A 20,831-nucleotide genomic window follows, 5' to 3' on the forward strand; every position below is an offset into this window, starting at 1 on the left:
GGCCACCCGAACTCGACGACGGTGGCCGGACCTCGCACACCCCAAATTCCCTCCACCACCGCAAACCAGGAGGTCGTCATGACCCAGCACAGCCGCGACCTGTCGCGCCGCCGGCTGCTCTTCGGCGGGGCCGCTGTCGGCGCCGGCGTCCTGCTCGCCGGCTGCACCAGCAACGAGGCCCAGCCGACCGAGGCGCAGACCAAGGCGGCGGCACCCGGCGGCAACAACGAGCCGGGCAAGCGCGTCGTCATCGGCTTCTCCGCCCCCGCCGCCGACCACGGCTGGATCGCCGCCATCACCAACAACGCCAAGGCGCAGGCCGGCGCGTACTCCGACGTGGAGTTCAAGACGGTCGAGGCCGGCGCGGACGCGGCGGCCCAGCGGGCAGCGCTGTCCACGCTGATCTCGCAGAAGCCGGACGTGATCGTGCTGCTGCCGCACGACGGCAAGGAACTCAACGCGTTCGGCCTGGAGGCGATGCAGGCCGGCATCCCGGTGGTCAACCTGGACCGGGCGTTCCCGGACGCCAAGGCGTACCGGCTGCAGATCAAGGGCGACAACTACGGCATGGGCGTGGCCGCCGCCACGTACATCATCGCCCAGCTCAAGGCCAAGAACGTCACCGCCCCGGTGATCGGTGAGATCGCCGGCATGGACGAGCTGGAGCTGACCCAGGAGCGGTCGAAGGGCTTCGCGGACACGCTGGCCCAGGCCGGCTTCAAGGTCCAGAACCGCCGCGCGGCCCGGTTCACCGCCGACACGGGCCAGCAGGAGGCCGCCCAGCTCCTCCAGGCCCTGCCGAAGATGGACGCCCTCTGGAACCACGACGACGACCAGGGCATCGGCGTACTGGCCGCGATCAAGCAGGCCAACCGCAGCGAGTTCTTCATGGTCGGCGGCGCCGGCTCGAAGAAGGCCATCGAGGACATCCAGGCCGACAACACCGTGCTGAAGGCCACCGTCACCTACAGCCCCTCGATGGCCTCCTCGGCCATCTCCCTGGCCCGTCTCATCGGGCAGGGCAAGGGCATGTCCGACCTGGTGGAGCTCCAGGTGCCCAAGGAGATCATCCTCGCCTCCGAGACGATCACGAAGGAGAACGCGAGCAACTACCTGAAGCTCGGGTTCTGACACACGGGGGGAGACCCACCTTGTCCACGACAGACAAGCAACTGCGGGTCGGCATGGTCGGCTACGCGTTCATGGGCGCCGCGCACTCACAGGCGTGGCGCACCGTGAACCGGGTGTACGACCTGCCGGCGCGGGCCCGGATGGCGCTGATCTGCGGCCGGGACACCGGGAAGGTGGCCGAGGCCGCCGACCGGCTCGGCTGGGAGGCGTACACCACGGACTGGCGCGACCTGGTCGCCCGGGACGACATCGACGTGGTCGACGTCTGCACGCCGGGCGACAGTCACGCCGAGATCGCCCTCGCCGCGCTGGCCGCCGGCAAGCACGTGCTGTGCGAGAAGCCGTTGGCCAACACGGTGTCCGAGGCCCGGGCGATGGCCGCCGCGGCGGCGACCGCCCAGGCCGCCGGGGTGCGGTCGATGTGCGGGTTCAACTACCGCCGGGTGCCCGCGGTCACGATGATGCGGCAGCTGGTCGCCGACGGACGGCTCGGGGTGATCCGGCACGTCCGGGCGACCTACCTGCAGGACTGGATCGTGGATCCGCAGTTCCCGCTGGTCTGGCGCCTGCAGAAGGACAAGGCGGGCTCCGGCGCGCTGGGCGACATCGGCGCGCACATCATCGACCTGACCCAGTACGTCACCGGCCAGCTCATCACCGGGGTCAGCGCCGTCACCGAGACGTTCGTCAAGGAACGGCCGCTGCCCGCCGGATCGAGCGGCCTGGCGGCCACGCTGGACGGTGACGGGCACCGCCCCGCCACCGGCCCGGTGACCGTCGACGACGCCGCCGTGTTCGTCGCGCGGCTGGACGGCGGCGCGCTGGCGACGTACGAGGCGAGCCGGTTCGCCACCGGCCGGAAGAACGCCCTCCGGGTGGAGATCAACGGGTCGCTCGGCTCGGTGGTCTTCGACCTGGAACGCCTCAACGAACTGGAGTTCTACGACGCGACGCGGCCCGCCGCCGAGCAGGGCTTCAGCCGGATCCTGGTGACCGAGGGCGAGCACCCGTACATGTCGGCCTGGTGGCCGCCGGGCCACATCATCGGGTACGAGCACTCCTTCACCCACCAGATGCGGGACTTCGTCGAGGCGGTGGCGACCGGCGTCGACCCGGCGCCCTCGTTCGCCGACGCGTTGCAGGTCCAACTGGTGCTGGACGCGGTGAGCCGGTCGGCCGAGCTCGGTTCCTCGTGGACCGACGTGGAGCCGGCACTGGCGACGGTCGCCGCCTGAGTCACCTCCGGGACCGACCGGCGAGGGCCGGCCGCGGTTGCGCCCCGCGGCCGGGTTCGGGTCGGGACCGGAGGATGTGTCACCGGGTCGACCGGCGGCACGAGCAGGTCGTCCGGTGCGGCCGGACCGGGATTCCCCGGCCGCACCGGAGGACCGCCACCCACGGCGACCGGGCCGGTCGCCACCACCCCGACACCACCCACCCCCTGGCGGCCCACCGCCCGACCGCCCACCACGGTCGGGCACGACCGCCTCCGATGAAGTCGTCCGCTCGGGCGCGCCGCCGTCCGACCGGCGGATGCGGGGGAGGCAGGGGCGAGACGCCGACCGTCCCTGCCTGCCAGCCCCGCCCGTCCGCACCCGCACCGGGCGCCGGTCCGGCGTCGTCGCCGCCGACTTCGGTGCCGGCCGGTGAGCTTCCCGGGGTGGACGGCGGGCGGGGCCCACCCGCACAAAGGGTATCTTTCGGAACGATCTTCTGATATCTATGTAGGTCTATGCAGGCCGGTTTCCCCGACCGGGAAGGAGTGCCATGCGTACGGGTGTCTGGCTGGTGGGGGCGCGCGGCTCGGTCGCGACCACCAGCATCGTCGGGGCGCTCGCCCTGCGGGCCGGCCTGACCGGGCCGACCGGGTGCGTCACCGAGCTTCCCGAGGTGCGCGGTCCCGCCCTGCCGTCCTTCACCGACCTGGTCCTCGGCGGGCACGACGTCGTCACCACCCCGCTCGCGAAGCGCGCCGAGGCCCTCGCCGCCGCCGGCGTGCTGCCGGGCCGCCTGGTCGCCGCGCTGACCGACGAGCTGGCCGCGGTCGAGCCGGAGCTGCGCCTCGCGCCCACCGGCGGGACGCAGGCCGAGCGCGCCGCCGCGATCGTCCGCGACCTCACCGACTTCCGGCAGCGGCACCGGCTGGCCCGGGTGGTGGTGGTCAACGTCTCGGCCACCGAACCGGCACCCCGCCCGCACCCGGCGCACGCCGACCCGGCCGCCCTGCGGGCCGCCCTCACCGGCCCCGACGAGGTGCTGCCCCCCAGCTCGCTGTACGCGTACGCGGCCGTGACGGCGGGCTGCCCGTACGTCGACTTCACCCCGTCCACCGGCCTGCGGCTGCCGGCCCTGACGGCGCTGGCCGACGAGCACCGCGTGCCGTACGCGGGCCACGACGGCAAGACCGGGGAGACGCTGCTGAAGTCGGTGCTCGCCCCGATGTTCGCCATGCGGCACCTCGAGGTCCGATCCTGGTCCGGGATCAACCTCCTCGGCGGCGGCGACGGCGCCACCCTCGCCGACCCGGACGCCAACGCCGCGAAGGTGCGCAGCAAGCAGCGGCTCCTCGGTGAGACGCTCGGTTACCTCCCGCAGGGCGGCACCCGGATCGAGTACGTCGAGGAACTGGGCGACTTCAAGACCGCCTGGGACCTGGTCACCTTCGCCGGCTTCCTCGGCACCGGCGGGCGGCTGCAGTTCACCTGGCACGGCTGCGACTCGGCGCTCGCCGCGCCCCTGGTGCTCGACCTGGCCCGGCTCACCGCCGCCGCGCACGCCGCCGGGCACACCGGCCCCCTGACCGACCTCGCCTTCTTCTTCAAGGACCCGCTCGGCACCACCACGCACGCCCTGGCCGACCAGTGGACCCGGCTGTGCGACCTCGCCCGCCGGCTGCACAAGGGAGGCACCGATGCCCCGCGTCGCTGACCTCGCCGAGCTGGTCCGCGCCCCGGCCGCGCTCTCGGTGCCCGGGGACGTCGTCGCCGGGGCCGCCGCGGCCCGCGCGCTCGGTCCGCGTACGCCGGCCCTCGCCGCCGCGTCGGTGCTGCTGTACTGGGCCGGCATGGCCGCCAACGACTGGGCCGACCGGCGGCTGGACGCCGTCGAGCGCCCCGAGCGGCCGATCCCCAGCGGCCGGGTCGACCCCGGTCTCGCGCTCGGGATCGCCACCGGCCTCACCGCCGCCGGGGTCGGGCTCGCCGTCGCCGCCGGGGGCCGGCGCGCCGCCGCCGTCGCGGTGCCGCTCGCCGCCACCGTCTGGGCGTACGACCTCGCGGCCAAGAACACCGCCGCCGGGCCGGCCGCGATGGCGGCGTGCCGGGGGCTGGACGTCCTGCTCGGCGCGACCGGCGGCCGGATGCGCACCGCCGTCCCCGCGGCGGTCACCGTCGCCGCCCACACCTGGACCGTCACCGCGCTCTCCCGCCGCGAGGTCAGTGGTGCCGACACCACGCTCCCACTGGGCACCCTCGCCGGCACCGCCCTGGTCGCCGCGAGCGCCGCGTACCGCCCCGCCGCCGGCCGGAGCGGCGTGGCCGCCGTGGCGGCGGCCCTGCCGGTGCTGCTCGCCGGCGGGTACGCCGCCCGCTACGGCACCGCCCAGGCCCGGGTGGTGGCCGAGCCGACCGCCGGCCGGGTCCGCGCGGCGGTCGGCGCCGGCATCACCGGCCTGCCCGCGTTGCAGGGCGCGTTGACCGCCCGCGCCGGCGCCGGCCTGCTGGGACTGGCGGTGGCGGCGGCCGCGCCGCTGGGCCGGCGCCTGGCCCGGAAGGTCTCCCCGACATGACCGCCGCCCGGCCGCCGGCTCCCGGTCATCCCACGGCGTCCGTGCCGGCGGGCGGCGGGCTGCGGTTCGGGTACGGCACCAACGGCTTCGCCAACCACCGCCTCGACGACGCGCTCGCGGTCATCGCGGACCTCGGGTACACCGGGGTGGCGCTGACGCTGGACCACGACCACCTGGACCCGTTCGCGCCCGCGCTGGCCCGGCGGGTCGAGGCGGTCGGCCGTCGCCTGGCGGCGCTCGGCCTCGCCGTGGTGGTCGAGACCGGCGCCCGGTACCTGCTCGACCCCTGGCACAAGCACGCCCCGACGCTGCTGCACGACGACCCGGCCCGCCGGATCGAGTTCCTGCGCCGGGCGGTGGCGGTCGGCGCGGACCTCGGCGCCGAGGCGGTCTCCTTCTGGGCCGGTGTCCGGCCGGCGGCCTTGCCGCCCGCCGTGGCCTGGGACCGCCTGCTGGCCGGATGCGCCACGGTGGTCGAGGCGGCCGACGCGGCCGGCGTGACGCTGGGCTTCGAACCCGAGCCGGGGATGCTGGTCGAGGACATCGCGGGCTGGCGCCGGCTGCACGCGGCCCTGGGGGCGCCCGACCGGCTGGGCCTCACCCTCGACATCGGACACTGCCGCTGCCTGGAGCCGCTGCCGGTGCCCGACTGCGTCCGCGACGTCGCCGCCCACCTGGTCAACGTCCAGATCGACGACATGCGGCGGGGCGTGCACGAGCACCTGGAGTTCGGCACGGGCGAGATCGACTTCCCGCCGGTGCTGGCCGCGCTGCGCGAGGTCGGCTACCGGGGGCTGGTCGCGGTCGAGCTGCCCCGCCACTCGCACGCCGCGCCCACCGTCGCCGCCCGCTCGCTGGAGTTTCTCCGCGCGGCGGCCGGGCCGAACGGCGGGACGGTCGATCGTGCGGGAGGCGCCGCGCCCGCCGGTGCCCCGGCGACGGGACAGGACCACACCGGCGCCCTTTGCTCTGCTTCAACGGACGCACCGCCCGGCGTCCGCTATCCGGACACCGGCCGTTGCGTGGGGTGAAGCAGAGCAAAGGGGGCTCGCGGTGACCCTGGCGGCAGCAGAGGGAGGAGACGGCGATGACACCGGATCGACTGCGGGACGCGCTGCGGGGCGTACCCGATCCCGACTGGCTGGCGGCAGCGCTGCGCCGCGTCGCGGCCGAGCCGGCCGCGATCGCCCGGCTCTTCCCGGCCGCCGGCCGGCGCTGCGGCCGGGCCGAGCTGCCCGACCTGCCCGGCTGGACCGCCGACGAGGCGGCCCGCGCACTGCTGCTGGCCGCCCTGCCCGCCGACCACGCGGCGCACGCCGAGGCGCTCTACCGGACCGGGGACGCCGCCGAGAAACGCGCCGTGCTCAAGGCGCTGCCGCTACTGCCGGTCGGCGGGGCCGGGGTGCCGCTGCTGCACGACGCGATCCGCACCAACGACACCCGGCTGGTCGCGGCGGCCCTCGGCCGGTACGCCCGGCACCTCGACCCGGCGGCCTGGCGGCAGGCGGTGCTCAAGTGCGTGTTCACCGGCGTGCCGCTGGCCGTCGTGGCCGACCTCTACGCCCGCGCCGACGGTGAGCTGGCGGCGATGCTCGCCGCGCTCGCCGCCGAGCGGGCCGCCGCCGGCCGTACCATGCCCGCCGACGCCACCGACCTGCTCGACCGGCTCCGCGCCGGTGCCGACACAGGCCCCCACACCGGCCCCAAGGAGGCGTGATGCGCATCTTCGACCCGCACATCCACATGACGTCCCGCACCACCGACGACTACGAGCGGATGGCCGCCGCCGGCGTCCGCGCGGTGGTGGAGCCGGCGTTCTGGCTGGGCCAGCCGCGCACCGGTGTCGGCTCGTTCACCGACTACTTCGACTCGCTCATCGGGTGGGAGCCGTTCCGGGCCGGGCAGTTCGGGGTCCGCCACCACGCCACGGTGGCGCTCAACCCCAAGGAGGCCAACGACCCGCGCTGCCGGCCGGTGCTCGACGTGCTGCCGCGCTACCTGGAGAAGGACGGCGTGGTGGCGGTCGGCGAGATCGGGTACGACTCGATGACGCCCGAGGAGGACGACGTCTTCGCCGCCCAGCTCGCCCTGGCCGTCGCGCACGACCTGCCGGCGCTGGTACACACCCCGCACCGGGACAAGGCGCGCGGCGTGGAACGCAGCCTCGCCGTGGTCGCCGAGTCGGGCGTCGAACCGGGCCGGGTCGTGCTCGACCACCTCAACGAGGTGACCGTCGAGCTGGTCCGGGACACCGGCTGCTGGCTCGGCTTCTCCATCTACCCGGACACGAAGATGTCACCGCCGCGCATGGTGGAGCTGCTCAAGGCGTACGGGACCGAGCGGGTGCTGGTCAACTCGGCCGCCGACTGGGGGCGCTCCGACCCGCTGCTCACCCGGGCCACCGGGGAGGCGATGCTGCTGGCCGGGTTCACCGACGACGACCTGGACCGGGTGCTCTGGCGCAACCCGGTCGAATTCTACGGACAGTCCGGACGGCTCGACCTGGGCGACGGGGACGTGCCGGACGCCACCTTCGCCGGCAACTCGATCCTGCGCGGCGGCAGCTGATGCGGCTCCGGCACGCCGGCGGGACCACCGTCCACCTCGGGTACTGCACGAACGTGCACCCCGCCGAGGACCTCGCCGGCATCCTCGCCCAACTCGACACGTACGCCGTGCCGGTCCGCGAGACGCTCGGCGCCGACCTGCTCGGGCTGGGACTGTGGCTCGCCGCCCCGGTCGCCGCCGAGCTGGCCGCCGACCCCGGCGCCCGCCGCCGGTTGCGCACCGGGCTGGCCGCGCGGGGCCTGGAGGTGGTCACCCTCAACGGCTTTCCGTACGCGGCGTTCCAGGCGCCCGTCGTCAAGGGCGCGGTGTACCACCCGGACTGGACCACGGCCGGGCGGCTCGCGTACACCCTGAACCTGGCCCGGGTGCTCGCGGACCTGCTGCCGGACGACGCCGCCCGCGGCTCGGTGTCGACGTTGCCGCTCGCCTGGCGGGAGCCGTGGGACGCGGCCCGCGCCGACGCCGCCCGCCGCCGGCTCGACGAGCTGGCGGCGGGACTCGCGGCCGTCGAGCGGGACACCGGTCGGCCGGTGCGGGTCGGCTTCGAACCGGAACCCGGTTGTCTGGTGGAGTCGACCGGGCAGGCCACGGCGGTACTGTCCGGTATGGACACCGGGCGGCTGGGGATCTGCCTCGACCTCGCCCACCTCGCCTGCGCCTGGGAGGATCCCGCCGCCGCCCTCGGCCGGCTGCGCGCGGCCGGCCTGCCGGTCGTCAAGGTGCAGGTCTCCGCCGCGCTGGAGGCCACCCACCCGGTCGCCGACGCGGACGCCCTGCGCCGCTGGGTGGAGCCGCGATTCCTGCACCAGACCCGTGCGGCCGGCTGCGCCGCCGCGACCGGTCCGCCCCGGTCCGCCCCCGGTGCGGACGGCGTCCCGGCCGGCGTCGACGGGACGGCCGATCCGGCGGACCCCGCCTGGGCGGCCGACGACCTGGACGCGGCCCTCGACGCGGCGCTGCCCGGCCCGTGGCGGGTGCACTACCACGTGCCGCTGCACGCCCCGCCCGAGCCGCCGCTGGCCTCGACACTGCCGGTGCTGCGCGCCGCACTGGCCGCGCTCTTCGCCGGCCCGGACGCCGGCTGCGACCACCTCGACGTCGAGACGTACACCTGGGGGGTGCTGCCGGCGGCGCGGCGACCGCGCACCGACGCGGAGCTGGCCGCCGGGATCGCCGCCGAGCTGGCCTTCGCCCGCGACGAGCTGGTCGCGCTCGGCCTGACCGTCTCCGGCGCGGAGCGGAGCGAGGTGGCGGCATGAGCAGGCGGCTGGTCGTGCTGGACGTGGTGGGGCTGACCCCGCGGCTGCTGGCGCACATACCCCGGCTGCGGGCGGTGGCGGACGAGGGCTTCCAGGCCGAGCTGGGGACGGTGCTGCCGGCGGTGACCTGCTCGGTGCAGTCGACCTTCCTCACCGGGGTGCCGCCGTCCGGGCACGGGATCGTCGGCAACGGGTGGTACTTCCGGGACCTCGGCGAGGTGCTGCTGTGGCGCCAGCACAACGCGCTGGTCGGCGGGGAGAAGCTGTGGCAGGCCGCCCGGCGGGTCGAGCCCGGGTGGACGGTGGCGAACGTGTGCTGGTGGTACGCGATGGGCGCGGACGTCGACTGGACGGTCACGCCCCGGCCGGTGTACCACGCCGACGGGCGCAAGGACCCGGACTGCTACACCGACCCGCCGGAGCTGCACGACGCGCTCACCGGCGCGCTCGGCACCTTCCCGCTGTTCACGTACTGGGGGCCGGGTGCCGGGCTGCCGTCGTCGCGGTGGATCTGCCGGGCCGCCGAGCGGATCCTCGCCGACCAGTCCCCGGACCTGACCCTGGTCTACGTCCCGCACCTGGACTACGACCTGCAACGCTTCGGGCCGTCCTCGCCGCGGGCCGCCGCGGCGGCGGCCGAGCTGGACGGCGTGCTCGCGCCGCTGCTGGACGCCGCCCGCGCCCGGGACGCCACCGTGGTGGTCCTCTCCGAGTACGGCATCACCGACGTGTCCCGGCCGGTCGACGTGAACCGGCTGCTGCGCCGCGAGGGGCTGCTGCGGGTGTACACGCAGGCGGGGATGGAGTACCTCGACCCGTGGACCTCGCGGGCCTTCGCGGTCGCCGACCACCAGGTCGCCCACGTGTACGTGCGCGACCCCGCCGACGTGCCGGCGGTGGCGAAGCTGTGCGCGGGGCTGACCGGGGTGGCCGAGGTGCTGGACGCCGACGGCAAGGCGGCGTACGGGCTGGACCACCCACGCTCCGGTGACCTCGTCCTGGTCGCCGAGCCGGACGCCTGGTTCACGTACTACTACTGGCTGGACGACGCCCGCGTGCCGGACTTCGCCCGGCTGGTCGAGATCCACCGCAAGCCCGGGTACGACCCGGCGGAGCTGTTCTTCGACCCGGCGGCCCCGGGCGCGGCGAAGCGGCGGGCGGCGGTCGCGCTGGCCCGCAAGAAGCTGGGGATGCGGTACCTGATGAGCGTGGTCGGGCTGGACGCGGGCGCGCGGGCGGTCCGGGGCTCGCACGGGCGGCTGCCCGCCGACCCCGCCGACGGGCCGCTGCTGCTCTGCTCCGACCCGTCGGCGGCGCGGGAGCGGCTGGCCGCGACCGAGGTGAAGGCGCTGCTGCTGGAGCTGGCCGGGCTGGCCCCGGCCGGCCCGCCGGTCGCCGCGTCCCCGCCGGGTGACGACGGGCGGTCGGGGGAGGCGTCGTGACCGTCACCGTCGCGCCGACCGACGCGAGTGGGCTGCGGGCCCGGTTCGACGCCGAGCTGGCCGCGTTCCTCGACCGGCAGGGGCCCGACTGGCCGGACGGCGCTCCGCGCGGGGTGTTCACGGCGCTGCACCGGTTCGTGCTGGCCGGCGGCAAGCGGCTGCGCCCGCTCTTCTGCTACTGGGGCTGGCGGAGCGCGGGCGGGCCGGACGGTACGCCGATCGTGGTCGCCGCCGCCGCGCTGGAGCTGTTCCACGCGTTCGCGCTGATCCACGACGACATCCTCGACGGCAGCGACCGCCGCCGGGGCGAGCCGTCGGTGCACCGGATCTTCGCCGACCTGCACGCCCGCTCGTCCTGGCGGGGCGACCCCGAGGCGTACGGGCGCAACACCGCCCTGCTCTGCGGTGACCTCTGCGCCGCGTGGTCGGACCAGATGTTCCACGAGTGCGGCCTGAGCACCGACGCGGTGCACCGGGGGTACGCGGTCTTCGCGCTGATGCGTACCGAGGTGATCGCGGGGGAGTACCTGGACCTGGTGTCCGGGGTGGGTGACGGCTCGGTCGCCAGCGCGCTGACGGTGATCCGGATGAAGGCGGCCCGCTACACGGTCACCCGGCCGTTGCAGATCGGCGCGACGCTGGCCGGCGCGGGGCCAGAGCTGGTGGCCGCGCTGGCCGACTTCGGTGACCCGCTCGGTGACGCGTTCCAGCTCCGCGACGACGTGCTCGGCGTCTTCGGCGACCCGGCGGTCACCGGCAAGTCCGTCCTGGACGACCTGCGCGAGGGCAAGCCGACGGTGATGATGGCGCTGGTCCGGGACGCCGCCGATCGGGCGCAGACGGCGCGGCTGCGGGAGCTGTTCGGCAACCCGGAGCTGGACGCGGACGGCGCCGCCGAGCTGCGGAAGATCATCGAGAGCACCGGCGCCCGCGAGAAGATCGAGCAGATGATCCGGGTCCGCGCCGACGCCGCCCTGGCCGCGCTGGAACGGGCCCCGGTGACCCCGCAGAGCCGGGCGGCACTCGCCGCCCTGGCCGGCCAGGCGATCGACCGCCACCGCTGACCCGCTCCGCCCGCCGTCGACCCGGGCAACTTTCGACAGATCCAGCGAAAGTCCATGCTGGATCGTCAGAAGGTATGGACACATCGACCTATGCCATTTAGGGTCTTCGCCAACACCGGATTGTTTCGTCGAGGTGAACCGGCGGCGCGGGAACCCATCGACTGAACCGACGGCATCCCGCTACGGCATCCGGCGCGACGGCGCGCGCCCCGCCCTGGCAGTCACTCGTCAGGAAGGGACAGCACAGCGATGTCCACGAGGCACACTCCCCACCACCGTCCCTGGTTCGCCGGTGGCGCGGCCCTGCTCCTGGTCGCCGCCGCCGGTACCGTCGCCCTCGGCGCCGGCCCGGCCGCCCTGGGCGGCCCCACCCCGGCCCAGGCCCACCCCATCGTCGCCACCGACTTCCAGCAGGTCACCCTCGCCAAGGGCGTCGCCGAGGTCGGCGAGCCGATGACCATCGCGGTGCTGCCGGACCGCTCGGTCCTGCACACCGCCCGCAACGGCACCGTCCGCCGCACCGACGCGGCCGGCACCACGTCGGTGATCGGCACCGTCGCCGTCTACACCCACGACGAGGAGGGGTTGCAGGGGGTCGGGGTCGACCCGAACTTCGCCAGCAACCGGCACATCTACCTGTACTACGCGCCCCCGCTGTCCACCCCGACCGGGGACGCCCCCGCGACCGGCAGCGACTTCTCCGCCTGGCAGGGCGTCAACCGGCTCTCCCGGTTCACCCTCAACGCCGACTTCACCATCAACACCGGCAGCAAGGTCGACGTCCTCGACGTCCCCGCCGACCGGGGCATCTGCTGCCACGTCGGCGGTGACATCGACTTCGACGCGGCCGGCAACCTCTACCTGTCCACCGGCGACGACACGAACCCGTTCGACTCCTCCGGGTACGCCCCGATCGACGAGCGCACCAACCGCAACCCCGCGTACGACGCGCAGCGCACCTCGGCCAACACCAACGACCTGCGCGGCAAGATCCTGCGGATCAAGGTGAACGCGAACGGGACGTACTCCATCCCGGCCGGCAACATGTTCGTCGACTCGGATCCGAAGACCCGCCCCGAGATCTACGCGATGGGCTTCCGCAACCCGTTCCGGATGAGCGTCGACAAGGCCACCGGCATCGTCTACGTCGGTGACTACGGGCCGGACGCCGGCACCACCACCACCCGCGGCCCGAGCGGTCAGGTCGAGTTCAACCGGGTCACCGGCCCGGGTTTCTACGGCTGGCCGTACTGCACCGGCACCAACACCGCCAACGAGACGTACGCCGAATGGAACTTCGCCACCGGCACCGCCGGCGCGAAGTACAACTGCACCGGCGGGGCGACCAACAACTCGTTCCGCAACACCGGCCTGACCACCCTGCCCGGCGCCAAGGCGTCGTGGATCCGGTACGCGGGCGACGCCGGCAGCCCGCCGGAGTTCGGCGGCGGCTCGGAGTCGCCGATGGGCGGCCCGGTCTACCGCTACAACGCCTCGTCGACCTCCACCACCAAGTGGCCGCAGAGCTTCGACGGGCAGTTCTTCGCCGGCGAGTTCGGCCGGGGCTGGGTGAAGCCGATCCACGTGAACGCCGACGGCTCGGTCGGCACCATCGACACGTTCCCGTGGAACGGCAAACAGGTCATGGACATGGCGTTCGGGCCGGACGGCGCGCTCTACGTCCTGGACTACGGCACCGGCTACTTCAACGGTGACGCCAACTCGGCCCTCTACCGGTACGACTACATCGGCGGCGGCAACCGGGCCCCGACGGCGGTGGCGTCGGCGGACAAGACGTCCGGGGCGGCCCCGTTGACCGTGAACTTCTCCTCGGCCGGGTCGTCGGACCCGGAGGGCGGGGCGCTGACCTACTCGTGGGCCTTCGGCGACGGCACCACCTCCACCGCTGCCAACCCGACGAAGACGTACACCGCGAACGGCACCTACACCGCCACGCTGACCGTCCGCGATCCGCAGGGCGCCACCGGCACCGCGAGCGTGCAGATCGGCGTCGGCAACACCGCGCCGACAGTGGTCATCAACGCCCCGGCCAACGGATCGCTCTTCTCCTTCGGTGACACCGTGCCGTTCAGCATCACCGTCACCGATCCCGAGGACGGGACGATCGACTGCACCAAGGTCAAGATGACCTACGTGCTGGGCCACGACCAGCACGGCCACCAGATCACCTCCAAGACCGGCTGCACCGGCTCGATCGCCATCCCGGTCGACGGTGAACACGACGACGCGGCGAACATCTTCGCGATCTTCGACGCCGAGTACACCGACGCGGGCGGCCTCACCACCCACACCCAGCACACCCTCCAGCCGCGCAAGCGGCAGGCGGAGCACTTCAAGACCTCGTCCGGCATCGCGACCTTCGACAAGGCCACCGCCGAGGGCGGCAAGACCGTCGGCAACATCAACAACGGCGACTGGATCGCGTTCGAGCCGTACCGGATCAACAACGTGACGTCGTTCAGCGCCCGCGTCTCCTCGGCCGGCGCCGGCGGCACCCTCCAGGTCCGCGCCGGCTCGGCCTCCGGCACCGTGCTCGGCTCGGCCACCGTCCCGGTCACCGGCGCCTGGGACACGTTCACCACGGTCAACGGGACGATCAGCAACCCGCCGGCCGGTACCACCACCCTCTACCTGACCTTCGCCGGCTCCGGCACGGGCGCGCTCTACGACGTCGACTCGTTCACCTTCACCACCGGTGGCGGTAGCGGGGTCGGCCCGATCGTCGGCCTGGCCGGCAAGTGCCTGGACGTCCGGAACGCGGCCACCGCCGACGGTACGCAGATCCAGATCTACACCTGCAACGGCACGGCGGCGCAGACGTGGACGGTGTCGCCGAACTCGACGGTCAAGGCGTTGGGCAAGTGCCTGGACGTCTCCGGTGGCGGGTCGGCCGACGGCACCAAGATCCAGCTCTGGACGTGCAACGGCACCGGCGCGCAGAACTGGTCCGCCCAGGCCGACGGCACCCTGCGCAACCCGCAGTCCGGCAAGTGCCTGGACGTCTCCGGCAACAACTCGGCCGACGGCACGGCGGTGCACCTGTGGACCTGCCACACCGGCGCCAACCAGAAGTGGACCCTGCCCTGAGTTGAAAGGAAGGGCCCCTTGTTAACGCCTAGTGTTGTACAAGGGGCCCCTCCTAACACCCGTTGGGAGAGCGACATGCGCAGACTCCTCCGACCCGTCCTCGGCGTGGCCACCGCCGTCCTCGCCGTCCTCGCCTGCACCTCCCAGGCCGGCCCGGTCAGCGCCGCCGACGCCGCGTACGACGTGCTGGTCTTCTCCAAGACGGCCGGCTTCCGGCACGACTCCATCGCCGTCGGCACCCAGGCCATCCGCGATCTGGGGGCGGCGAACAACTTCACCGTCACCGCCACCGAGGACGCCGCCGCCTTCACCACCGGCAACCTCGCCCAGTACGAGGCGGTGGTCTTCCTCAACACCACCGGTGACGTGCTCAACGCCAGCCAGCAGAGCGCCTTCGAGGCGTACATCGGCGCCGGCGGCGGGTACGTCGGCGTCCACGCCGCCGCCGACACCGAGTACGGCTGGTCCTTCTACGGCAACCTCGTCGGGGCGTACTTCGCGTCGCACCCGGCCATCCAGCAGGCCAACGTCAAGGCCGAGAACCGTGCCCACGCGGCCACGGCCCACCTGCCGCAGACCTGGACGCGCACCGACGAGTGGTACAACTACCAGACCAACGCCCGCTCCACGGCTCGCGTCCTGGCCACGCTCGACGAGTCGTCGTACTCGGGCGGCTCGATGGGCGCCGACCACCCGCACTCGTGGTGCAAGACCTACAGCGGCGGCCGGGCCTTCTACACCGGCGGCGGGCACACGCAGGCCTCGTACGCCGAGCCCGCCTTCCGCGCCCACCTGCTCGGCGGCATCCGGTACGCGGCCGGCCGCACCAAGGCCGACTGCCGTCCGGAGACCGGCTACACCACCCTCTACAACGGTTCGACCACCGGTTGGTCGCAGGCCGGGCCGGGCAGCTTCAGCAACGCCGACGCCACGCTCACCTCGGTGGGCGGCATGGGTCTCTACTGGTACAGCGCGAAGCAGTTCACCAACTACGCGCTGAAGCTCGACTGGCGGCTCGCCGGTGACGACAACTCCGGCGTCTTCATCGGCTTCCCGCCGTCGAGCGATCCGTGGTCGGCGGTGAACAACGGCTACGAGGTCCAGATCGACGCGACCGACGCGGCGGACCGCACCACGGGTGCCGTCTACACCTTCAAGTCCGCCGACATCGCCGCCCGGGACGCCGCACTGAACCCGCCGGGGGAGTGGAACACCTACGAACTGCTGGTGGAGGGCGAGCGCCTCCAGGTCTTCCTGAACGGCGTGAAGATCAACGACTTCACCAACACCGACCCGGCCCGGTCGCTCGCCGGCCACATCGGGCTGCAGAACCACGGTACGGGCGACGACGCCTCGTTCCGCAACATCCGGATCAAGGAGTTGGGCTCCACCCCGCCGGGCGGGAACACCACGATCCAGGCGGAGGCGTACAGTTCGGCCAGCGGGGTCACCCCGTTCACCAAGGCCGGCGCCAACGGTGGCCAGACCCTCGGCTACATCGACCCGGGCGACTGGGCCGCGTACAACGGGGTGGACCTGACCGGCGTCACGTCGTTCCGGGCCCGGGTGGTCTCCGGCGGACCGGGCGGCACGCTCCAGGTGCGCACCGGTTCGACCACCGGCACCGTGCTCGGTTCGGTCGCGGTGCCGAACACCGGCAGTTGGACCACCTTCGCCGACGTCACGACCACCCTGTCCGGCGTACCGTCCGGAACGCGGAATCTCTACCTGACCTTCACCGGGTCGGGCACGGGGCTCTACGACGTGGACGACTTCACCCTGGTGAAGGGGGGTGGCGGCACCCCCGGCACAGGCCCGATCAAGGGGCTGGCCGGCAAGTGCCTGGACGTCCGGAACGCGGCCACCGCCGACGGTACGCAGATCCAGATCTACACCTGCAACGGCACGGCGGCGCAGACGTGGACGGTGTCGCCGAACTCGACGGTCAAGGCGTTGGGCAAGTGCCTGGACGTCTCCGGTGGCGGGTCGGCCGACGGCACCAAGATCCAGCTCTGGACGTGCAACGGCACCGGCGCGCAGAACTGGTCCGCCCAGGCCGACGGCACCCTGCGCAACCCGCAGTCCGGCAAGTGCCTGGACGTCTCCGGCAACAACTCGGCCGACGGCACGGCGGTGCACCTGTGGACCTGCCACACCGGCGCCAACCAGAAGTGGACCCTGCCCTGAGTTGAAAGGAAGGGCCCCTTGTTAACGCCTAGTGTTGTACAAGGGGCCCCTCCTAACACCCGCGTCGACGCACGGGCCCGCTGCTCCGGCAGGGGGCCCGTGGCGTGTCCTGCGTCACCTGTCGAACACGCCCGATGACCCTGCGCTACATCGGTGCATGGACATGCGCTGTCTGCTCCGGTCGGCTGGAGCGGCGGCTATCGATCCGCCTCCACTACTTGCCTGCCGCGACAACGACGGACCCGGTGACGTCCCGTCACCGGAGTCGTCACTCCGCTGTCGATCGTCCTTGAAGGACGCCACTGTCCGTTGATAGCTTCCTCTCGCTCCGCAGCCGCCGAAGAATCTTCGGCACTTCTCGGATGAAAGTTTGCTTTCTTCGAGTGTTCATCATCGGCTGGCATTGAGAGGAATGGTGAGGATGGCCCAGGTCAACCGGCGCGAGGTGCTACGCGTCGCCGCCGCGGCGGCGGTCTCCGCGGGATCCATCATGGGCGTCACCCGGGTCGCCGACGCGACCGAACGACCGGCGCCGGCGCGTCCCACGCCGGACGGCACGGGCGCGGTCACCGAGGCCTACCGGGGGCGGCGCATCAGCATCGGTGCGCCCGCTCACGCCGGGCACCGGCACGGCACCGCACACGGCCTGCCCGCGCCCGCCGTCCGGATCGACGACGTGGACCTGCACGTGATGGCGAATGCCGATGGCAGCTACGTCAGCGCGGTCCACCACTACCGGTCGTTCGAGGACCTGCGAACCCTGGCCCGCGCCGCGGTCGACGACCTCGACGGCGCCCGGCTGATCCCGCTGCACGGCTGACCGACCCCGAGAGGCATCCGCATGGGCATCCGCAAGAACCAGCGTGACCTGACCCCGACCGAGCGGCGCGCGTTCGTCGACGCCGTGCTCGTACTCAAGCGCAGCGGCGTCTACGACCAGTTCGTCCGTACCCACAACGACTTCATCCTCGGCGACACGGACACCGGTAACCGGGTCGGCCACCGCTCGCCGTCGTTCCTGCCCTGGCACCGGCAGTTCCTGCTGGAGTTCGAGCGTGCCCTGCAGGCGGTGGACCCGAGCGTGGACCTGCCGTACTGGGACTGGACCACCGACCGGTCCACCACCGCGTCGCTCTGGTCGCCGGACTTCCTCGGCGGCAACGGGCGCAGCGGCGACGGCCAGGTCACCACCGGGCCGTTCGCGTACGGCGCCGGCAACTGGACGCTGACCGTGCGGGTGGACAGCCGCAGCTACCTGCGCCGGCAGTTCGGCGCCGGCGGGCAGAGCCTGCCCACCGCCAGCCAGGTCGCCACCGTCCTCGCCCAGACCGGGTACGACGTCGCGCCCTGGAACAGCACGTCCGCGTCCGGCTTCCGCAACTTCGTGGAGGGCTGGCGCGGTCCCAACCTGCACAACCGGGTCCACGTGTGGGTCGGCGGCACCATGGCGACCGGCGTCTCCCCGAACGATCCGGTCTTCTGGCTGCACCACTGCCACGTCGACAAGCTCTGGTCGGACTGGCAGCGGGCCCGCCCCTCCGCCGCCTACCTGCCCACCGGTGGCACGCCGAACGTGGTGGACCTGCGCGACGTGATGACGCCCTGGAACACGGTGAGCCCGGCCGACCTGCTGTCGCACGACGCCTGGTACACGTACGCCTGAGGGTGGAGGGCCCCTTTTGCGCCGCGCCCATCGCGCCTAGAGTGAGGGCGGCGACCGCGAGGTGGCCGGTGAGCCGACGGGAGGCGCAACCCGTCGGCCCCAGGCGCGACCGCGCCCACCGGTGCACCGTCGGGGCCGCCCACACCCGGCACTCCCTCGCCCCGGTCACGCACGAACGGAATCCCCATCACGACAGGGGAAACAGGACCATGGCGCGACCCATCACGCTCTTCACCGGTCAGTGGGCCGATCTGCCGTTCGACGAGGTCTGCCGGCTCGCCTCCGAGTGGGGCTACGACGGCCTGGAGATCGCCTGCTGGGGCGACCACTTCGAGGTCGACAAGGCGCTCGCCGACGAGTCGTACGTCGACCGGAAGAAGGAGACCCTCGCCAAGCACAACCTCCAGGTCTTCGCGATCTCCAACCACCTCGTCGGCCAGGCGGTGTGCGACCACCCGATCGACGAGCGGCACCAGGGGATCCTGCCGGCGCGGATCTGGGGCGACGGTGAACCCGAGGGCGTACGCCAGCGGGCCGCACAGGAGATCAAGGACACCGCGCGCGCGGCGGCGAAGCTCGGCGTGAAAACCGTCGTCGGTTTCACCGGCTCGTCGATCTGGCACACCCTCGCCATGTTCCCGCCGGTGCCGCCGGCGATGCTGGAACGCGGCTACCAGGACTTCGCCGACCGGTGGAACCCCATCCTCGACGTCTTCGACGAGGTCGGCGTGCGCTTCGCCCACGAGGTGCACCCGAGCGAGATCGCGTACGACTACTGGACGACGAAGCGGACCCTCGAAGCGATCGGGCACCGGCCCGCGTTCGGGCTCAACTGGGACCCGTCGCACTTCGTCTGGCAGGAACTCGACCCGGTGAACTTCATCTTCGACTTCGCCGACCGGATCTACCACGTCGACTGCAAGGACGCGAAGGTGCGTACCGGCGACGGCCGGCGCGGTCGCCTCGCCTCCCACCTGCCCTGGGCGGACATGCGCCGCGGTTGGGACTTCGTCTCCACCGGGCACGGCGACGTGCCGTGGGAGGACTGCTTCCGCGCGTTGAACGCGATCGGGTACGACGGTCCGATCTCGATCGAGTGGGAGGACGCCGGCATGGACCGCCTGGTCGGCGCCCCCGAGGCGTTGCAGTTCGTCCGCCGGCTCGCCTTCGACGCCCCGGCGGCCGCCTTCGACGCCGCCTTCACCAGCAAGGACTGACGCCGACCCAACCCGGCCGGCCTTGTCCCACCCCCCGGCCGGGTCCCCCGCTTGTGTTGATCATGAAGTTGGCGGGTCCCGTGTCGGCGTGTCACCCCGCTAACTTCATGATCGACTAAGCGCGGGCGGGTGAGGGGTGGGTGGGTGGGGGGTCAGCGGGGGGTCAGGGTCTGGTCGCTGATCAGGCGGGCGGCGCCGATCACGGCCGCCCGGTCGCCGAGGTCCGACAGGACGATGGGCATCGTGCCGGTGGCCAGGGGCGCCGACCGGCGGTAGACGAGTGCCCGGATCTCGGCCAGGAGCGTGTGTCCCAGGCCGGCGGGAGCACCGCCGATGATGACGATGGCCGGGTTGACGAAGCTGATCAGCCCGACCAGCACCTGACCCAGCCGGCGCCCCGCCTCGCGTACCACCGCGTTCGCGGCCGGGTCGCCGTCGCCGGCGGCGGCCGTCAGGTCGGCCACGGTGAGGTCACCGGTCTCGGCGAGCCGGGCGGCCAGGGCGGGTGAGCGGCCACCGCGCGCCGCCGCCAGCGCCGCCCCGACCAGCCCGCTGTCGCCGCAGTACGCCTCGAGGCAACCGACCTCGCCGCACACGCAGGTCGGGCCGTACTCGGTGACCGTCAGATGGGCGATGTCCCCGGCGCTGCCGGTGGCTCCCCGGTGCAGGTGACCGCCGAGGACGAGACCGCAGCCGACGCCGGAGCCCAGGGTGACCCGGAGGAAGTCGTCGAAGGCGCGTCCCACGCCGGCGTGCCGCTCGCCGAGAGCGCTGACGCTGGCGTCGTTGTCGACCACCGTGGGGCAGCGGAGTTCGGCGGCGATCGTGTCGCGGATCGGGAAGCGGTGCCAGCCGGGCAGCAGTGGTGGCGAGACCGGCACGCCCTCCCGTAGGTCGACCGGCCCGGGTAGGGCCACGCCGACCCCGGTGAGCCGGCCCAGGCCGAGCTCCGCCCGGAGCTTGCCGATCAGCTCGACAGCACGGCGGACCACGGGTTCCGGCCCCTGCCGTACGTCGACCGGCTCGGTGAGGTCGGCGAGCGGGGTCAACTCGCCGTCGGTGACGGTGACGGTCAGCTCCCGCGTACCGACGACGACGGCGGCGAAGCGTACCCCGCGCCCGAGGCGCAGCAACGACGAGCGCCGGCCGCCGCGGGAGGCGGCGGGCCCGGCGCTCTCCACCAGCCCGACCTCGGTCAACCGCTCGATCCCGGCGACGAGCCGCGCACGGGCCAGGCCCAGCGCATCACCCAGCTCCACCCGGGACCGGGGGCCCTGGTCGCGCAGCAGCGTGACCAGGCGCGCCTGGTCCGCGTTCTCCGGCCGGACGGAGACCATCTCCACCACCTCCCGGCGGGAGTCTGCCACGGTGTTGTTACCACCCCGTAGCGCGCCGGGGCCGCGGG

Annotated in this window: 16 protein-coding genes; 15 read left to right on the forward strand and 1 reads right to left on the reverse strand. The window is 73.2% G+C overall.

Annotated elements, in window-relative coordinates:
- Positions 1–78 precede the first annotated feature (78 nt).
- The 15 genes from ACN26Y_RS14495 to ACN26Y_RS14565 all read left to right on the forward strand — a co-directional run bounded on the left by ACN26Y_RS14495 (position 79) and on the right by ACN26Y_RS14565 (position 19,426).
- On the forward strand, positions 79–1,131 hold the full coding sequence (locus ACN26Y_RS14495) for a substrate-binding domain-containing protein (RefSeq protein ID WP_155330785.1): 1,053 nt from the start codon (positions 79–81) through the stop codon (positions 1,129–1,131).
- A 53-nt stretch (positions 1,132–1,184) separates the two neighbouring features.
- A complete protein-coding gene (locus ACN26Y_RS14500) occupies positions 1,185–2,366 on the forward strand; it encodes a Gfo/Idh/MocA family protein (protein WP_370463356.1) in 1,182 nt (393 codons plus the stop codon).
- A 532-nt stretch (positions 2,367–2,898) separates the two neighbouring features.
- Positions 2,899–4,059, forward strand: a complete 1,161-nt coding sequence (locus ACN26Y_RS14505; protein WP_155330787.1) for an inositol-3-phosphate synthase — start codon at positions 2,899–2,901, stop codon at positions 4,057–4,059.
- Positions 4,043–4,918 (forward strand): SCO3242 family prenyltransferase, encoded by an 876-nt coding sequence (locus ACN26Y_RS14510; RefSeq protein WP_155330788.1) that lies wholly within the window; start codon positions 4,043–4,045, stop codon positions 4,916–4,918. The genes ACN26Y_RS14505 and ACN26Y_RS14510 overlap by 17 nt, the downstream gene beginning before the upstream one ends.
- Positions 4,915–5,949 carry a sugar phosphate isomerase/epimerase family protein gene (locus ACN26Y_RS14515; RefSeq protein ID WP_422734815.1) on the forward strand — a complete coding sequence of 345 codons (1,035 nt, stop codon included), beginning with the start codon at positions 4,915–4,917 and terminating at the stop codon, positions 5,947–5,949. The genes ACN26Y_RS14510 and ACN26Y_RS14515 overlap by 4 nt, the downstream gene beginning before the upstream one ends.
- A 56-nt stretch (positions 5,950–6,005) precedes the next feature.
- Entirely contained in the window at positions 6,006–6,635 is a 630-nt protein-coding gene (locus ACN26Y_RS14520; protein WP_155330790.1) for an EboA domain-containing protein, read from the forward strand.
- Positions 6,635–7,486, forward strand: coding sequence for a TatD family hydrolase (locus ACN26Y_RS14525; protein ID WP_422734816.1), 852 nt, complete (start codon positions 6,635–6,637; stop codon positions 7,484–7,486). Before ACN26Y_RS14520 ends, ACN26Y_RS14525 begins: the two co-directional genes overlap by 1 nt.
- Positions 7,486–8,745 (forward strand): metabolite traffic protein EboE, encoded by a 1,260-nt coding sequence (eboE, locus tag ACN26Y_RS14530; RefSeq protein ID WP_422734817.1) that lies wholly within the window; start codon positions 7,486–7,488, stop codon positions 8,743–8,745. Before ACN26Y_RS14525 ends, eboE begins: the two co-directional genes overlap by 1 nt.
- Complete coding sequence (locus ACN26Y_RS14535) at positions 8,742–10,187, forward strand: alkaline phosphatase family protein (RefSeq protein ID WP_422734818.1); 1,446 nt, start codon at positions 8,742–8,744, stop codon at positions 10,185–10,187. Before eboE ends, ACN26Y_RS14535 begins: the two co-directional genes overlap by 4 nt.
- A complete protein-coding gene (locus ACN26Y_RS14540) occupies positions 10,184–11,251 on the forward strand; it encodes a polyprenyl synthetase family protein (protein WP_422734819.1) in 1,068 nt (355 codons plus the stop codon). The genes ACN26Y_RS14535 and ACN26Y_RS14540 overlap by 4 nt, the downstream gene beginning before the upstream one ends.
- Positions 11,252–11,500: 249 nt before the next feature.
- Positions 11,501–14,359 (forward strand): RICIN domain-containing protein, encoded by a 2,859-nt coding sequence (locus ACN26Y_RS14545; protein WP_155330795.1) that lies wholly within the window; start codon positions 11,501–11,503, stop codon positions 14,357–14,359.
- A 75-nt stretch (positions 14,360–14,434) separates the two neighbouring features.
- On the forward strand, positions 14,435–16,546 hold the full coding sequence (locus ACN26Y_RS14550; protein WP_422734820.1) for a ThuA domain-containing protein: 2,112 nt from the start codon (positions 14,435–14,437) through the stop codon (positions 16,544–16,546).
- A 421-nt stretch (positions 16,547–16,967) separates the two neighbouring features.
- The gene (locus ACN26Y_RS14555; protein ID WP_196255854.1) at positions 16,968–17,366 is read left to right on the forward strand and encodes a tyrosinase family oxidase copper chaperone; all 399 of its coding nucleotides are present in this window, start codon (positions 16,968–16,970) and stop codon (positions 17,364–17,366) included.
- Between the two features lie 21 nt (positions 17,367–17,387).
- Positions 17,388–18,209 (forward strand): tyrosinase MelC2, encoded by an 822-nt coding sequence (gene melC2 / locus ACN26Y_RS14560; RefSeq protein WP_155330798.1) that lies wholly within the window; start codon positions 17,388–17,390, stop codon positions 18,207–18,209.
- A gap of 209 nt (positions 18,210–18,418) precedes the next feature.
- Entirely contained in the window at positions 18,419–19,426 is a 1,008-nt protein-coding gene (locus tag ACN26Y_RS14565; RefSeq protein ID WP_366599888.1) for a sugar phosphate isomerase/epimerase family protein, read from the forward strand.
- Between the two features lie 152 nt (positions 19,427–19,578).
- On the opposite strand, the gene ACN26Y_RS14570 is transcribed toward ACN26Y_RS14565, so the two are convergent.
- Entirely contained in the window at positions 19,579–20,763 is a 1,185-nt protein-coding gene (locus ACN26Y_RS14570) for an ROK family protein (protein WP_422734935.1), read from the reverse strand.
- Positions 20,764–20,831: the final 68 nt, after the last annotated feature.

The sequence above is a fragment of the Micromonospora sp. WMMD558 genome (assembly GCF_049315255.1).
Taxonomy (GTDB): Bacteria; Actinomycetota; Actinomycetes; order Mycobacteriales; family Micromonosporaceae; genus Micromonospora.

Coding starts and splice junctions, on each gene's coding strand:
- ACN26Y_RS14495 (WP_155330785.1), top strand. CDS start 79: ATGACCCAGCACAGCCGCGACCTGTCGCGCCGCCGGCTGCTCTTCGGC.
- ACN26Y_RS14500 (WP_370463356.1), top strand. CDS start 1,185: ATGGTCGGCTACGCGTTCATGGGCGCCGCGCACTCACAGGCGTGGCGC.
- ACN26Y_RS14505 (WP_155330787.1), top strand. CDS start 2,899: ATGCGTACGGGTGTCTGGCTGGTGGGGGCGCGCGGCTCGGTCGCGACC.
- ACN26Y_RS14510 (WP_155330788.1), top strand. CDS start 4,043: ATGCCCCGCGTCGCTGACCTCGCCGAGCTGGTCCGCGCCCCGGCCGCG.
- ACN26Y_RS14515 (WP_422734815.1), top strand. CDS start 4,915: ATGACCGCCGCCCGGCCGCCGGCTCCCGGTCATCCCACGGCGTCCGTG.
- ACN26Y_RS14520 (WP_155330790.1), top strand. CDS start 6,006: ATGACACCGGATCGACTGCGGGACGCGCTGCGGGGCGTACCCGATCCC.
- ACN26Y_RS14525 (WP_422734816.1), top strand. CDS start 6,635: ATGCGCATCTTCGACCCGCACATCCACATGACGTCCCGCACCACCGAC.
- eboE (WP_422734817.1), top strand. CDS start 7,486: ATGCGGCTCCGGCACGCCGGCGGGACCACCGTCCACCTCGGGTACTGC.
- ACN26Y_RS14535 (WP_422734818.1), top strand. CDS start 8,742: ATGAGCAGGCGGCTGGTCGTGCTGGACGTGGTGGGGCTGACCCCGCGG.
- ACN26Y_RS14545 (WP_155330795.1), top strand. CDS start 11,501: ATGTCCACGAGGCACACTCCCCACCACCGTCCCTGGTTCGCCGGTGGC.
- ACN26Y_RS14550 (WP_422734820.1), top strand. CDS start 14,435: ATGCGCAGACTCCTCCGACCCGTCCTCGGCGTGGCCACCGCCGTCCTC.
- ACN26Y_RS14555 (WP_196255854.1), top strand. CDS start 16,968: ATGGCCCAGGTCAACCGGCGCGAGGTGCTACGCGTCGCCGCCGCGGCG.
- melC2 (WP_155330798.1), top strand. CDS start 17,388: ATGGGCATCCGCAAGAACCAGCGTGACCTGACCCCGACCGAGCGGCGC.
- ACN26Y_RS14565 (WP_366599888.1), top strand. CDS start 18,419: ATGGCGCGACCCATCACGCTCTTCACCGGTCAGTGGGCCGATCTGCCG.
- ACN26Y_RS14570 (WP_422734935.1), bottom strand. CDS start 20,763: ATGGTCTCCGTCCGGCCGGAGAACGCGGACCAGGCGCGCCTGGTCACG.